General features: G+C 38.6%; 12 protein-coding genes. 4 read left to right on the forward strand and 8 right to left on the reverse strand.

Annotated elements, in window-relative coordinates:
• Positions 1-152: 152 nt before the first annotated feature.
• Positions 153-1,868 carry an FAD-dependent oxidoreductase gene (locus QME45_04570; GenBank protein ID MDI6617936.1) on the forward strand — a complete coding sequence of 572 codons (1,716 nt, stop codon included), beginning with the start codon at positions 153-155 and terminating at the stop codon, positions 1,866-1,868.
• Between the two features lie 22 nt (positions 1,869-1,890).
• Here QME45_04570 and QME45_04575 read toward each other — a convergent pair whose 3' ends face one another.
• Entirely contained in the window at positions 1,891-2,559 is a 669-nt protein-coding gene (locus QME45_04575) for a helix-turn-helix transcriptional regulator (protein MDI6617937.1), read from the reverse strand.
• 224 nt (positions 2,560-2,783) lie between these two features.
• Here QME45_04575 and QME45_04580 point away from each other — a divergent pair, with 224 nt between their 5' ends.
• Positions 2,784-3,923, forward strand: a complete 1,140-nt coding sequence (locus tag QME45_04580; protein MDI6617938.1) for a glycosyltransferase — start codon at positions 2,784-2,786, stop codon at positions 3,921-3,923.
• Positions 3,924-4,051: 128 nt separating this feature from the next.
• Here QME45_04580 and QME45_04585 read toward each other — a convergent pair whose 3' ends face one another.
• Genes QME45_04585 through QME45_04595 form a run of 3 tightly spaced genes read right to left on the reverse strand, consistent with a single transcriptional unit; the run spans position 4,052 to position 7,044 of the window.
• Positions 4,052-4,975 (reverse strand): AEC family transporter, encoded by a 924-nt coding sequence (locus QME45_04585; GenBank protein ID MDI6617939.1) that lies wholly within the window; start codon positions 4,973-4,975, stop codon positions 4,052-4,054.
• Positions 4,976-5,018: 43 nt separating this feature from the next.
• Complete coding sequence (locus QME45_04590; protein MDI6617940.1) at positions 5,019-5,987, reverse strand: PfkB family carbohydrate kinase; 969 nt, start codon at positions 5,985-5,987, stop codon at positions 5,019-5,021.
• A gap of 37 nt (positions 5,988-6,024) precedes the next feature.
• A complete protein-coding gene (locus tag QME45_04595) occupies positions 6,025-7,044 on the reverse strand; it encodes a zinc-dependent alcohol dehydrogenase family protein (GenBank protein ID MDI6617941.1) in 1,020 nt (339 codons plus the stop codon).
• A 167-nt stretch (positions 7,045-7,211) separates the two neighbouring features.
• On the opposite strand from QME45_04595, the gene QME45_04600 reads away from it, so the two are divergent.
• Positions 7,212-8,300, forward strand: a complete 1,089-nt coding sequence (locus QME45_04600) for a lactonase family protein (GenBank protein ID MDI6617942.1) — start codon at positions 7,212-7,214, stop codon at positions 8,298-8,300.
• A gap of 52 nt (positions 8,301-8,352) precedes the next feature.
• On the opposite strand, the gene QME45_04605 is transcribed toward QME45_04600, so the two are convergent.
• The 3 genes from QME45_04605 to QME45_04615 all read right to left on the reverse strand — a co-directional run bounded on the left by QME45_04605 (position 8,353) and on the right by QME45_04615 (position 10,993).
• On the reverse strand, positions 8,353-9,321 hold the full coding sequence (locus QME45_04605) for a hypothetical protein (GenBank protein ID MDI6617943.1): 969 nt from the start codon (positions 9,319-9,321) through the stop codon (positions 8,353-8,355).
• 145 nt (positions 9,322-9,466) lie between these two features.
• Positions 9,467-10,294: an Asp23/Gls24 family envelope stress response protein gene (locus tag QME45_04610; protein MDI6617944.1), complete on the reverse strand. Its 828-nt coding sequence runs from the start codon at positions 10,292-10,294 to the stop codon at positions 9,467-9,469.
• Positions 10,295-10,321: 27 nt separating this feature from the next.
• The gene (locus QME45_04615) at positions 10,322-10,993 is read right to left on the reverse strand and encodes a redox-sensing transcriptional repressor Rex (protein ID MDI6617945.1); all 672 of its coding nucleotides are present in this window, start codon (positions 10,991-10,993) and stop codon (positions 10,322-10,324) included.
• Between the two features lie 360 nt (positions 10,994-11,353).
• On the opposite strand from QME45_04615, the gene QME45_04620 reads away from it, so the two are divergent.
• A complete protein-coding gene (locus tag QME45_04620) occupies positions 11,354-13,276 on the forward strand; it encodes an ABC-F family ATP-binding cassette domain-containing protein (protein MDI6617946.1) in 1,923 nt (640 codons plus the stop codon).
• 367 nt (positions 13,277-13,643) lie between these two features.
• On the opposite strand, the gene tsaD is transcribed toward QME45_04620, so the two are convergent.
• Positions 13,644-14,669, reverse strand: a complete 1,026-nt coding sequence (gene tsaD / locus QME45_04625; protein ID MDI6617947.1) for a tRNA (adenosine(37)-N6)-threonylcarbamoyltransferase complex transferase subunit TsaD — start codon at positions 14,667-14,669, stop codon at positions 13,644-13,646.
• Between the last annotated feature and the right edge of the window lie 197 nt (positions 14,670-14,866).

A 14,866-nucleotide genomic window follows, 5' to 3' on the forward strand; every position in this document is an offset into this window, starting at 1 on the left:
TACAATTAATAGCAATAAGTATTATTAAGTCCTAAACTATATAGATTACCGCCATATGGCTGCATTTATTAAAACACCGCCGCATATTTTATTAATATAACAATTGTGTGCAAAAGTATGCTATTCCATAATCATAATCAATACGGGAGTAGATGATGGCTTATAATTTTTCTGTTCCATACCAGTTTGACAATCCTACAGATGAGCAAAGGCATGCAATGCTCAAGTATTATTTATCCGCTAATAAAAGGTTAGAGGACTATGATAATATTATCGGGCTTATGTCGCCTCCGAAGGATATACTTACAATCTGCCCAAAGAATTGCGGCAAAAATGTAAAAGTCGGAATCATAGGCTGCGGAGAAGCAGGCCTTTCTGCCGCATTTGAACTTAAAAAAATAGGATGCGACATAACTTTGTTTGAGGCAACTGATAGTATAGGAGGACGGGCTAAAACCCATTATTTTGACCCGGGGAAGAAGTATTTCGGAGATTTGGGACCTATGAGGGTACCTGTTTCACATGAAACAACCTGGCATTATATAAACCTGTTCAGGCTCAGGACGATGCCTTTTGCGACAAACAACATAAACGGACTTTTTTATGTGAGAAAAGGTCGGGCTGTTAACGATCCTGCCGGTTACAGCGTGATGCGAAATATATATCCAAGATTTAACATGCCTCAGTCCGAAAGAAATATACAATGGCAAAAGCTTGCAGATTCCATAACGGAAAAATATTTTTCACCCCTTTCACCTGAAATAAGAAAAGAACTGGTCGGGATTTACCGCGAGTATTCCGATCAGATTATAGATATCGATAAATATAATTACCGAAGGGCTTATGAAAACGCCGGCCTCAGCCAGAATGCCATATCCATGCTCGGATATGTTTCCACTTTCGATAAAACCTTTTTCAGGCTCAGCCTTACGGAAATCCTTCAGGAAATCTATACGTCAGATTTTATATTTACCTATTATATAGACGGTGGAATGGCAAATCTTCCGCTGGCGCTCTTCCATGCAATAAAATATGACGATGCTTACAATATCAGTAAAGAAGATCTGGGAAACGTCTCAATCAGAATGAATTGTGCCATAGATGGCATATATCAGCATTTTAACGGGAAGGAAATAATTCTCGAATACAGAGATGAAAATACCTATAATTATAATTTTGAAAGGTTTGACTATGTCATATGCGCAATACCTTTTTCAAGTTTAAGAAGAAATATTGTCGACCCCCCTTTCAGCGTAATAAAATCCCAGGCTGTAAACGAACTGAATTATGAGAGCGCTCATAAGATATTGCTGCTTTTAAAAGACAGATTCTGGGAAAAGGGAAATCCTGACAGGAGAATAGTCGGCGGAAGCAGTTCCACGGACTTGCCCTTGATATCCATATATTATCCTTCAGACCATGCCATGCCGATACCAGGCGTGCTTAACGGCTGGACATTAAGGCCGAACGCATCGCCCGACGAACCTGGGGTAATCTTGGCATCCTACAGCTGGCCGATGGAGTCTGAAAGACTTGGCAATGAATATGAATGCCTTAAACTTTACGATGTATTCAAGTATCTGGAAAAGGTACACGGGCTTCCATGGGGGTCCATAGACAAAAAGGTTTTATCGTATAAAACAATAACCTGGTCCCATGTGCAATATGAATGGGGGGCGGCATGCCTTACGAAGCCGCAGGATAAAACGCTTTTTTCATATAATGTAACATTGCCCGAGATGAACGGCAGAATATTCTTCGCAGGAGAACATATATCGCAGAAGCATGCGTGGCAGCAGGGAGCCCTGCAAACAGGCATGCTGTGCGCCAACCACATAGCCGAAAGGATTAAAGATTCAAGAAGTTAAGCCGGTGCAAAAATTGTCCGGCTTAACTTCTAAGATCTATCTCGGCTTTAATGAGGTGAGCTAAAACCTTTATATCTTTTATGTTTACAGTCTCGGTCCTTAACCTTTCATCATGCCATATTAAAAGCATTTTATTTGAATCCAGCCTTTTAATCTGCCTTATAATGTTTCTTTCACCATTTTGTATAAGGCAAATCTGGTTGTTTAGCGGTTCATTGTTAAGATATGCGAGGCACAGGTCTCCCTTTTTTATCCTGAATCCGCCCATAGAATCATCCTGAACTAAAATATATATGAGCTTTTCAGGATTATGGCCCTCTATTTTGTTGTCTATTACCGGCAGATGCCTGTATCCTTTTATTATCTTCATGTCGATATCGTAAACGGGTATATCTTTAACTATATTTGAAAATGCCGACTGCCATATGCCGGATGCCTTTTCAGTCTTTGTTCCCTGAACCGTATCCTCCACGGGTTCATCATATTCCATTTCGTCTTCGAGCATCGGCTCATTTAAGTTTACGCCGATTATATCCGATATCTTTTTTATCATTTTCTCGTTTATAACCTTTTTCCCCGATTCAACATCAAGTATGTATGATTCGGATACTCCGCACTTTTTTGCAATTTGCTTTGCCGTAATGCCCTTCTTTTGTATTTCTATTTTTATTTTTTCTCCGATTCTGCTCATATTACCACCCCGTAATTTTATTTGCAATTGTATTTTAATATATTTAACCAAAATAATCTACTTGTAAAACTTATGTTTTTTAAGTTCGACAAATTGGAAGCACAAAAAAGTGAATTTTACTCCAATAATATGTATAATTATATTTATAAGAAATATTGCTTTGATGTAAATATATATTTTACTTAAAATACAATGTTTCATGTAAAAAAACAGAGGTGATTTTGATGAAAAAGATACTTATATTGACTGCTTCAGCAGGCGGAGGACATAATTCTGCTGCGAAAGCCTTAAAGGAAGCCTTTGATATAGAAGACTGCGAATGCGCGATAGTGGATTCCTTAAAATTCGTAAGCCCTATGCTCGACAGGATAGTTTCGAGAGGTTATGAAAAATCGGCAAAATACATACCTCAAACATATGGATCATTCTACAAGTTATCCGCCGGCATGATGAAAAAAAATAATTTTGATACCCTCTTAAAGCAGGTCATGGGTAAGAAAATACTCAATCTGGTACTGAGCAAAAAACCTGATGCCATCATAGGTACGCACCCTTTCCCGACAATGGCTCTTATGAAATATAAAGAAGTCGGCAGAATAGATGTACCCGTTATATCCGTGCTGACCGATTATACTGCCCATCCTGCTTATGTACAGAATAACGTGGATGCATATATCGTAGGTGATACCGATGTTGCATACCTCCTCCGGGAATTCGGCGTAAGCATGGATAAGGTTTATCCCTTTGGCATCCCCGTAAGCCGGAATTTTATACAAAGGAGCAATGTTGAATTAGTCAAAGAGGAGTTTCAGCTTGAAGACAAATTTACCGTGATACTGATGGGAGGAAGTTTTGGAGCAGGCAATATGAGAGATTGCCTTTTAGACCTTATAAGCAGTGATTATGATTTCCAGATAATAGTCATAACAGGTCACGACTACTCATTAAAAGAAAAACTTAATAAACTGGTATCAAATATAAACTCAAATAAACCCATAAGGATCCTTGGTTTCACGAAGGAAATGCCGGAACTTTTGACAATAGGAGATGTTTTGGTGACAAAACCCGGAGGGCTTACGACTACCGAAGCCATGTTAAAGGGAATCCCCATGGTAATACCATATTATATTCCCGGGCAGGAAGAAGAAAATATCGATTATTTGCTTAACAACGGGCTGGCGATTAAAACATCCACTAATTATTCGCTGCCGCTGTGCATCGAAATGCTGATGGATAATCCCGAAAGGAAACAGGAAATTATTGAAAGGATGGAAAAGAAGCGCAAACCCGACTGTGCAGATAAAACTGCCAAATTAGTGTTAAGCCTTATAGATAAAAACGAAAATTCAAGTAAGATGTCCTGATTACAGGGCATCCTTTTACTTCAGGCCATATTTATCATCTTCGATTCATAATATATGCCTTATGTTTATTGAATACTCATTCGCATATTCAAATTCTGTAAGTTCTAAGTCCTGCAGCTTATTTCAAATTATGAGCCGAGGTTTATTATGTATATTATAAACGGCAGGGTGGCAATGGACATAATCGTTGAAAGGCATACGACCCATGATGCCGTGTGCTTGTCGCTGCCAAGCTTTCCTGCAAATATTGCGGTATTCGCCGCAGCGGGCATTGCGGATAATATGGTAATTATGTTAAGTATCAACGGATCTTTAATAAATGGTTTCAACATCATAAAAAATAGCAGAGGGATTATTATAAGCCTTAGAATACACATAAAAAAAGCCGTAATATCGGTAAAAATATTTTTTATATCCGCATCTGCCAAATTAAAACCTATGTATATCATCGACAGGGGTGTCGCAAGATCACCCGTCATTTTTATAGCCGAAGCTATAGGTGACGGGATTTTTATGGATAATATGAAAATAACAAATCCTGCCAGGACTGAAACAGTGCCCGGATTTATCATGCTTTTTGCAGACATCTTCATTTTCCGGGAATTCAATATTATAAGCCCGACAGTCCACATCAAAATATTATACGGCAAATTATATACAGCGGTATAAAAAACTCCAACCTTTCCATAAGCGGCATTGATTATCGGAAAGCCAACGAAACCAGTATTGGCAAAAATGAGCATGAACCTGTACACATCTTTTGTGGCATCGCCCGCCTTCAAAAAAAATGTTACAGCGTATGCAATTATAACCAGAACAGCAGATAGAATAATACAAACTATAATAACTATTCCACAGTTTTTCAAAGTATCAAAAGAAAACTTATATGCCATCGAACTTATGGTAAGCGCCGGAATGGCAATATTCATGATAAAATCAACCAATCCCTTTTCAAATTGCCTTTCTACGGCATTTAACTTTCTGATGGCATATCCTGTTAATATTATCAAAAAAAGAGCAATTATTTGATTGAAAACGCTGCCTGTGATCACCGGCCAATCCCCCTATGCAAGCATAAAAATCCATCCGTACTGTTTATCTTTTCTCCGCAAACTTGTCCATGAAAGATTTAACTTTTTCCATGTAAGGCATTGAAGGAATGCCACCCTTTTTAGTCGTACTAAGGGCTGCAACTGCGCAGCAAAAATCCGCGATCCCTTCGATCTCGTCTTTGCCTATGTCATCCGGATTTTTGCCCAACCTGCACAGCCGATAAAGCAATGCACCCATAAATGCATCGCCTGCTCCGGTTGTATCGACTGCATGGACATCATAAGAGCCTATATATCCCGAACCGTTTTTGCATCTATAATAGCATCCCCTGCTGCCCAATGTTACAGCAATCAGCTTTATCCCCATTTCATAAAGCTCCATGCTGCCCTCTTCAGGGTCTTCCTTATCAGTTAAAAAACTCAATTCATCTTCCGACACCTTCAAAATATCGGTATATTTTAATCCGCGTGATATTTCTTTTTTCGCATGAGTTTCATCCTTCCAGAGGGAAAGCCTCAAATTAGGGTCATAGGACACAGTAAGCCCTGCTTCTTTTGCATATTCGACTGCTTTTAGTGTAGCGCTTTTAGATGGCTCATCGGTCATCGACAGGGAACCGAAATGAAATATCTTTGAATTTTTTATAATATCGTAGTCGATTTCCTCCTCTTTAAGCATTGTATCTGCTCCGGGTTTCCTGTAAAAATCAAAAACCCTGTCGCCCTTTTCATCCAGCTGCACAAATGTAAGAGTCGTATTAGCCTCTCCGGAAAATCTGATACCTTCGGTATTTATGCCGTTTTGATCCAGCACATTTTTTAAAAAGTAGCCGAATTGATCTCTCCCCACCTTTCCTATAAATGCATCGCGCCCTCCCAATCTAGATATAGCGACAAGCACGTTCGCAGGCGCGCCTCCGGGATTCCTTTCAAATAACAGATTTTTGTCTTTTGAATATCCTGCCGGGGCAAAATCTATCAATAATTCCCCCAGTGCTGTTACGTCAAACATATATTCACCAACCCCGATAATTAATTTGATATATTTTTCAAGGCTTTACTATTATCTTGCCTCTTCCCTTATACATACCCTTTTCAAAAACGTCATTTATATCATCTATATCAACTTTATCCGTGATGATATCCTTAACATCTATCTTCCTTGATTCTATGAGCGATATCGCCCTTTTCATTGTGTACGGGTTGATATACGATGCCTTTATGGTTATCTCTCTTTTGAAAATGTCAAAAGGCTTCAAAGGAATGGTGCACTCAGAATCCGTAAGCCCAAACATCATTACTGTGCCCCCGCGGCTTACATACTTGATGGCGTCTTCCATCGTATTTTTTAAGCCGACACATTCTATGGCAACATCTACATGCTCTATTTCAAGTTTTCGCAGCTTATCCTCCACATTTTCCCCAATCGGATCTATAGCGATATCAGCACCAAACTTGTACCCTAATTCTCTTTTCCACTTGACAGGCTCTATCAGGATTATAGTCGAGGCTCCCGAAATTTTTGCAAGCTGAAGCATGATCTGCCCTATAGCGCCACCGCCTATTATCATGACTGTATCTCCGGCCTTGACTCCTGCCAGATCCATGCCATGCAGGCAGCATGATACAGGCTCTCCCATGGCGGCTTCTTCAAATGATATGCCATCGGATATCTTATATACCTGCTTTTCCCTGACCTTGCAATATTGAGCAAATCCGCCGTTTATGGTTGTCCCTATTCCTATCATGTCTTCACAGAAATGTTCCCTGCCGATCCTGCAATAATAGCATTTACCGCACATATCATTGGGGTCAACGCAGACCCTGTCTCCGACTTTTACAGATTTTACGCCATTTCCCGTTTCTGATATTATACCGCTGAACTCATGACCCAGTATTATCGGCGGAACGGTTTTTGCCGCCCCTTCGGAACCTTCATATATGTGCATATCCGTACCGCATACTCCGCATGCCTTAACCTGTATAACTACCTCGTCCAAAGCCGGCTGTGGCTTTTCAACTTCCATCACTTTTATCTTTGACTTCCCACAAAACACGGCAGCCTTCATAATCATCGCACCCCTTATTTTAAATAAATAATATATATCCTGATTATAAGCTAAAACAGGAAATAAAATCATTATAAGCTAATTTTATCACAAAAAAGAAAAGATAAAAAAATTTATGATATAATGTATGTAAAAAAAATTTATAAAATATTTGAGGTGAATATACCATGCAAGGTAAAAATAATAATTGCACAGCATTTATCGGAACTTTTACCACTGGAAATAGCAAAGGCATCTATATTTATAATGTAGATTTACAGACAGGCATGTTGAAGCAAATCGGTATTTCCCCAAAAATTGATAATCCCTCTTATTTGACTATAACAAAGGACAATAATTTTCTTTATTCAGTAATTGAAACGAACGAATTTGAAAATGCTTATGGGGGAGCTGTGGCATCGTTTTCCATCGGCAAAAATACTGATCGGCTGAACCTTTTAAACACTCAGTCCACAAGAGGAAAGGGGCCCTGCCATATACTGACTGACAGTAAAAGAAGATTTCTTTTTACCGCAAATTATGCTGAAGGAACACTTTCAGAATTTCCTATCGAGTCCGACGGTAAAATAGGGCCTCTGTTATTCACTGTGAATGATTATGACTACGACTTCGGGACAAAACCTTCAGGCAGTCCACACGCGCATTTTGTTACCTTTACCCCCGATGAGCGCTATTTATGTTCTGTAGATTTGGGGCTGGACAGGATTTACTTTTTTGAATTCAATCACGAAAACGGTGAATTGGTATTTAACAGAAATATTTCCATTAGTTTACCTGCAGGCAAAGGCCCGAGGCATTTGGCATTCCATCCGGAAGCCAACTTTGTTTATATTATTTCGGAATTGAGCTCGGAAATTTTTGCTTTTAAGTATGATCCCGCTGATTATAAATTACATAATATACAGACTATTTCCGCTCTGCCCGAAGGATATACAGGTAAAAGCACTTGCGCTGCCATACATATATCAAAAGACGGGAAATTCCTGTATGCCTCAAATAGGGGGCATGACAGCATCGCGGCCTTTAAAATCCATGAAACTTCCGGCAAGATAGAATTGATATCGCATTATTCTACCCGAGGTAAATGTCCTCGTGATTTTGGAATATCACCTGACGGCAATTATCTTTATGCTCTGAATCAGTCGTCGGATACAATAGTTTCTTTTAATATAGACAAGCAAACTGGAGCGCTTATGCCGACAAATGATATTATTAACGTACCCGCCCCCGTATGCATCAAATTTCTTTCCAGATAACATCCGGCCTTAAACCTGGAAATATGCAGGGAGGAGGAGCACCTCCTCCTTTTCACTGCTTTTTTGATATCTCGATATCCTTCCATTTACCATCCTGCATGACACTTTGCCGAAGTTCGATATCCGCACCGTTTGTAATCCTGACAAACTGGAATCTGTACTGTTTTCCATCTTTACTTCTGGCTGAAACATTTCTGAAATATCCGTTTTCCTCAATGCCCGTTATGGTGCTTATTATGCCAAGCTGCTTTCCGTATATTATACTGACTATGGCGCTCGCTTCATGATTCCAGCCATGATATGCATGACAGAGAAAGTCTTCGCTTTTCAGTTGTATGCTGTTTATCTTCCAGCCCTTGCTTTTATCATCCAGAGCCGTTATAAAGCCATAGTAATAGCAAAAACTCGTCTTGCCGGCGGAATCCGTACCTTCTATCGTTTCTATCTCGACAAATGTCTGCGCCCCTATCCGGTTATCGATTTTAATAGCCGGAGCATCGATAAGTTTAAGCAAATTTATATGGCCGATGCCTTTAAATGACTTAAAGAATTTATCATATGGCATATTTTTTTTAAAATCGTCGCTTAAAAGCTCATATGCTTTTGGATATGGCGTATTGCCGAGGCCTATGCTTCCGCATCCGCCCTTTTTGTCTCCCATATAAGAAGCATCGCCCAGTATGTCAAAATATGCCCTTACGATTTCATCCGGTGATTGAAATTTCTGAGGTATATTGTATTTTACGTTTTCAATATAATACTTTTTTTCAAGCGGAGCCGAGGCGGACGGTCTCAAAAATCTTTCGATATAATCGTCATCCGGTTTTATACCTTGATCTTCAATGCCCGCATATTCACTATAGTCCTCCTCGGTTAACACGGCTCCGGCAAAATTTTTTTCATTGTATAATTTAAATGTCGGCATTATTTTAATTATGGCACTGTTTACGACTAGTACTATGACACATACGATTATAATTCCCGATAACTTAGTTTTTCTTGTATATCTTGTATATTTCATATTAGCTCCTGCGGATAAATGTGATCCTATAAGATAATATATTCTATTTCCGATAAATATTCATAAAAGATATACAAGGGACGTGATCATTAAACTTTGCATGAGTTTCAGACAGATAAAAATCCGGGTTAATTCACCCGGATTTTTATCTGTCTGAGCTTTTCATATCGATATTTTTAACAAAGATATTGATCGCCAGAACGTTAAAGGCGGTCATATGTTCAACCTCAAGCTTTATCCTCTCTCTGATGCGTTTCACTATATCGGGTATTATAATGCCATATGTGACAGAAATGTCCATATCTATTTTTAGGCCATTATCAGTATTTTGCACATTAACTTTATTTACCCTGTACGAATTCTCTGCATCCATACCCGCATGTATAACAATTGATTTTATGGCATTATTAGATATTGTGTATTTGCCAAGATAGCTATAAGTCGGTCTTACTACAGTCTTTTCGATATCTTCCATATCTACCCTATTCCCTCTTCTCGTAAAATTTTTGATCGAATCGATAAAGTATCCTGAAAAATCCCTCTTTATTGCAAATGTAGGAACCGGTATTGCATGTTTTCCCTGTTCCCTCCTCGTCTTCAATGCGGTATTTATCTCTGCAGGAGTTGAAATATCCCGTATATATATCTTCCTATATGTCGCCGGCAGGTTTAAGTTTTTTACTATTCTATCGATCATGTGTGCAGATGTTCCGATTATCAGTATAGACGCAGGCTTATAAAGATTTATGGCATCGGTCATCTCTTTTTTATGCGCAGGATCAAAGAACACAGCTCTTCTTACAGCAGCAAACTTTGTCTCCTCCTTTTTCGCGGATATACCTGCGATGACCTTGTTGCCTTTGATCAAGAGCCCGTCATCTATTATATACTCTATGCCGTAATCCCTTGCAACATTCTGGGCCTTATAGCTTTTTCCGCTGCCGCTCTTGCCTATCAATGCATAGACATCCAAACTAAAAATCCCTCCGGTCAACTATGGTCATAAATTCTTTCTGTCAAACATCACATTATTTTTTAACAGTTCCGGTTCATTCATCCTGTATGTCAGCGTTAAAAGGCTCTCACTCAAATGGACATTCTCTACCAGAACGTAGTCAGGCACATCGAGATCTCTTGGAGCAAAGTTCCATATTGCTTTCACACCTGATTCTGAAACTATATCGGCATTTTTTTGTGCCTGGCTGCTGGGCGTGCAGATTACGCATATATCTATACTATTCTGTTTTATAAATGGTCCTAACTTATCAATATCCATTATCTCAATATCCCTTATCTTAAGCCCTATGAGTTTCGGATTTATGTCAAACAACGCGCAAAGTTTAAATCCCAACTTTTCAAAATTAGTATAATTGGCGATAGCCTGACCTATGTTGCCTGCGCCGACGATCACAATTTTATATGTTCTCTTTAATCCTAGTATATTGTTTATCTCCTTATATAATTCATTTACATTATATCCATAACCCTGCTGACCAAAATCTCCGAAGTTATTAAGGTCCTGCCTTATCTGAGACGCTGTAAACCCTATCTTCTGGCTTAACTCTCTAGATGATATTTTTTGAACACCGTTTTTTATAAGCTCCGACAGGTATCTTTGATATTTCGGCAGTCTCCTTACAACCGCCATGGATATCGTTCTTCCGTGTTCCACGATTCTTTCATCTCCCTATATAACAAACGATAATTTTATAATATTACTTTTGTTATTAAAGTGTCAAGCTTACAACAAAAGTTCTAACGGGGCGTATACAGATGGCGGTATATATTATTCGAAGGTACTTAGATTCGCAATATGAAATCAGGCATAAATAGGATTATGTTATTTTGAGCGACGAATGAGCATTATGAAAGTTTTGATAAGTTCTTGGCCTGCTGCCGCATAAGTGTTCAAAATAACATAAGTTCAAATTACGAATTGAAGCCGAAGGTAAATAAATATTTTATTTTGACACGATATCTGATAAAATTTATCTTAGATATTTTTATGTGACATCAAGTGGAGGTTTTGAATATGGTAGTACTATCTTGCAACAATTTATGCAAATCTTTCGGTACCAATATAGTGATAGACAATATATCCTTCAATCTTCTGGAAGGCGATAAGGCAGGACTTGTAGGTATAAACGGCGCCGGAAAATCTACGTTGTTTAAAATGTTAACAAACGAGATAACGCATGATAGCGGTGAGATATATATACAGAAAAATAAATCTATAGGTTACCTTTCACAGGGTATGACTCTGGATTCATCAAGCACGTTGATGGAAGAAATGTTAAAGGTTTATCAGAATCTTATCAATATGGAAAAGAAGATACGGAAACTTGAGGTTCTCATATCCAGTAAGGAAAACATGATGGATAAAGAGTATCACGAAAGCCTGCTTGGAGAATATTCCGATCTCATCGACAAATTTGAGATGCTGGATGGCTACTCATACATGAGCTCTGTAAAAGCCGTGCTTTTCGGACTTGGATTTTCCGAAACGGATTTCGATAAGAAAATAAATAATTTCAGCGGCGGCCAGAAAACAAGAGCTGCACTATGTAAGCTGCTCCTTAAAAAACCTGATATACTTCTTCTCGATGAACCCACAAACCATCTGGATTTGGAAGCCGTTGAATGGCTTGAAAACTTTTTAAAGGCATATAAGGGATGCCTTTTTATAATATCCCATGACAGATATTTTCTCGATATGGTTACAAATAAGATATTCGAGCTCGACAGCCATAAGCTTGATGAATATGGAGGAAATTATTCAAGTTATATAAAGCAGCGAGAAATAAGAAAGGAAAATTTAATCAAGCAATACGGCCTTCAACAAAAAGAGATACAAAGGCAGGAAGCGATAATTGAAAGATTCCGCTCTTATAACAGGGAAAAAAGCATAAAACAGGCTGAAAGCCGTGAAAAGGCCCTTGAAAGGATGGAAAAAATAGAAAGACCCGATAAAGACCACGCAGTTGCAAGGATAAGCTTCACAACAAGGGTAAAAAGCGGAAATGATGTGCTTAATGTCTGCAACCTTTCAAAATCGTATAACAAAAAATTATTTTCCGGACTGAATTTTGAGATAAAACGCGGCGAAAGAGTGGCATTGATAGGGCCCAACGGCGTTGGGAAAACAACACTATTTAAAATCATACTTGGGATTGCAAAGCAGGATGAAGGCGAAATCATATTAGGACATAATGTAAATATAGGCTATTATGACCAGGAACAGGCAAATCTCGATGAAAGCAAGAAGATAATAGACGAGGTATGGGATGCATATCCCGATCTCACACAGACGAGGCTTCGCACGATACTCGGCGCATTTTTATTTTTCGGTGAGGATGTATTCAAGGATATAAAACTTTTGAGCGGAGGAGAAAAAAGCAGGGTGGCATTAATAAAATTGATGCTTTCGGAGTCAAATTTTCTGCTTTTGGATGAACCGACAAACAACCTCGACATTATATCGAAAGAAGCCCTTGAAAAGGCTATCCTGAATTATGACGGAACTATATTTACAATATCCCATGACAGATATTTTCTAAATAAAGTTGCAACACGCATCATATACCTGGACAACGAAAAAGGTATTACAGAATATCCCGGAAATTATTCATATTATATTGAAAAGAAAGAAAGGCCGACGCGTTTCTATGAACCGGAGCAGGAAGCAAGCGTAGGACTGACGAAAACAGCCATAAGGGAAGAGAGGAGAAAGAAAAAGGAAATTGCAGAGAAGGAAAAAAATAAAAAGGAGATTATAAATGCCATAGAGCAGGAAATTGCAGAGAAGGAAAAAAAGACTGCAGAGCTTAAGGCTCTCATGTGCCAAAGCGAAGTGTATAGAGACCCTGAAAAGTCCCAAAAAGTACACGATGAAATGAAAACCATAAAAATAAGGCTCGATGAACTTTACAAAAAGTGGGAAGAAAAAATAAATTAAAAATACCCGGTAAAAAATTATACCCGGGTATTTTTAATTTATATACATCGATTTTATATTTTTGTAATTAGTATTAATTTGTGAAGTACACATAAAAAACATGTACTGTAAATTAGAATTTTAATCTGTTAAAAATAATCCACAATATGCACAGACTTATCCACAGATATTCATAGGAATACTGACTATTTTCGCCTTATTTCTCACATTGTCCACATAAAATTTAATAACAATTATAATTTAATTAAAATGTAAACAATGTTTACATAAGTTACATTAATAAATATACCGTATTTGGTATACATAGTTAAGTATCATGTATAATATTTATATCGTATGCAATTATACTCATCTTTGTATAAACTACTTAACCCAAATCCAGATACGGTACGGCATTTAAGCTTAAATCCGAGGTATTGCCCTTCAAATACTCAAAATATGCTGCGGAAGCGATCATGGCGGCGTTGTCGGTACAGAGTATGATGGGGGGAAAATATACTTTTATGCCTCTCTTTGAGCATTCTTTCGCCAATTTATCCCTGAGCCTCGAGTTTGCTGCAACTCCTCCCGCGACAGCCAGTATGTTTGAACCCTTTATCTTTAAAACCTGCAGCGTTTTATCCACAAGAACATCAACTACAGCCTCCTGAAAGGATGCCGCAACATCCGCCTTATTTACTTCAACGCCCTCCATTTTCATCTTATTCAAATAATTGAGAACTGATGTCTTAACACCGCTGAAGCTAAAATCGAAACTGTTATCAAAGGAAGCTCTTGGAAACCTTATGGCATCACTTTTCCCTTTCTTGGCAAGATTGTCTATAAGCGGTCCCCCCGGATACCCAAGACCTATTGCCCTGGATATTTTATCGAATGCCTCCCCGGCAGCATCGTCCCTCGTTCTTCCCATTATTTCGAACTTACCATAGTCGGAAATATATACTATATACGTATGCCCTCCAGACACTACAAGGCATACCAGCGGCGGTTCAAGCTCCTTATGGGCAATAAAGTCCGCACATATATGCCCCTCTATGTGGTTCACGCCGATGAATATCTTTTTGGCAGCATATGCGATAGCCTTGCCCGCAGAAAGCCCCACAAGAAGCGCTCCGACAAGTCCCGGCCCGTATGTGGCGCCTACCGCATCTATATCATTCAAAGTTACGCCTGCTTCATCCAGGGCCTCCTGTATGACTGCATCTATTATCTCAACATGTTTTCTCGATGCGACCTCAGGGACAACTCCGCCAAACTTTTTATGCAAATCTATTTGCGAAGATATTATATTTGAAAGAACTTTCCTTCCATCGACAACGACGGCGGCCGACGTTTCATCGCAGCTCGATTCAATCCCAAGTATGGTAAAATGCTTTTTGCTATTATTATCCATGTTTAATCCTCCGTTTATAATACAAGTCATCCAATATTATTGTATCCATTTATCATAGTACATAATGTCACACGGGCCGATGCGTTGTCAAGCATGTTTATTATCGAACTTCAATTTGTAATAAAGAATTATGCTGGTTTCAAATTAATAACATTTTTTATCTATTTATCCTTGAAAATAACAGTAAAGAATATTAT

Source organism: Clostridiales bacterium, from assembly GCA_030016385.1.
In the GTDB taxonomy this organism is placed as follows: domain Bacteria; phylum Bacillota; class Clostridia; order Clostridiales; family Oxobacteraceae; genus JASEJN01.

What these genes read in the sequence shown, in the direction of transcription:
- QME45_04570 (MDI6617936.1), top strand. Translation starts at nt 153, where the DNA reads ATGATGGCTTATAATTTTTCTGTTCCATACCAGTTTGACAATCCTACA.
- QME45_04575 (MDI6617937.1), bottom strand. Translation starts at nt 2,559, where the DNA reads ATGAGCAGAATCGGAGAAAAAATAAAAATAGAAATACAAAAGAAGGGC.
- QME45_04580 (MDI6617938.1), top strand. Translation starts at nt 2,784, where the DNA reads ATGAAAAAGATACTTATATTGACTGCTTCAGCAGGCGGAGGACATAAT.
- QME45_04590 (MDI6617940.1), bottom strand. Translation starts at nt 5,987, where the DNA reads ATGTTTGACGTAACAGCACTGGGGGAATTATTGATAGATTTTGCCCCG.
- QME45_04595 (MDI6617941.1), bottom strand. Translation starts at nt 7,044, where the DNA reads ATGAAGGCTGCCGTGTTTTGTGGGAAGTCAAAGATAAAAGTGATGGAA.
- QME45_04600 (MDI6617942.1), top strand. Translation starts at nt 7,212, where the DNA reads ATGCAAGGTAAAAATAATAATTGCACAGCATTTATCGGAACTTTTACC.
- QME45_04605 (MDI6617943.1), bottom strand. Translation starts at nt 9,321, where the DNA reads ATGAAATATACAAGATATACAAGAAAAACTAAGTTATCGGGAATTATA.
- QME45_04620 (MDI6617946.1), top strand. Translation starts at nt 11,354, where the DNA reads ATGGTAGTACTATCTTGCAACAATTTATGCAAATCTTTCGGTACCAAT.
- tsaD (MDI6617947.1), bottom strand. Translation starts at nt 14,669, where the DNA reads ATGGATAATAATAGCAAAAAGCATTTTACCATACTTGGGATTGAATCG.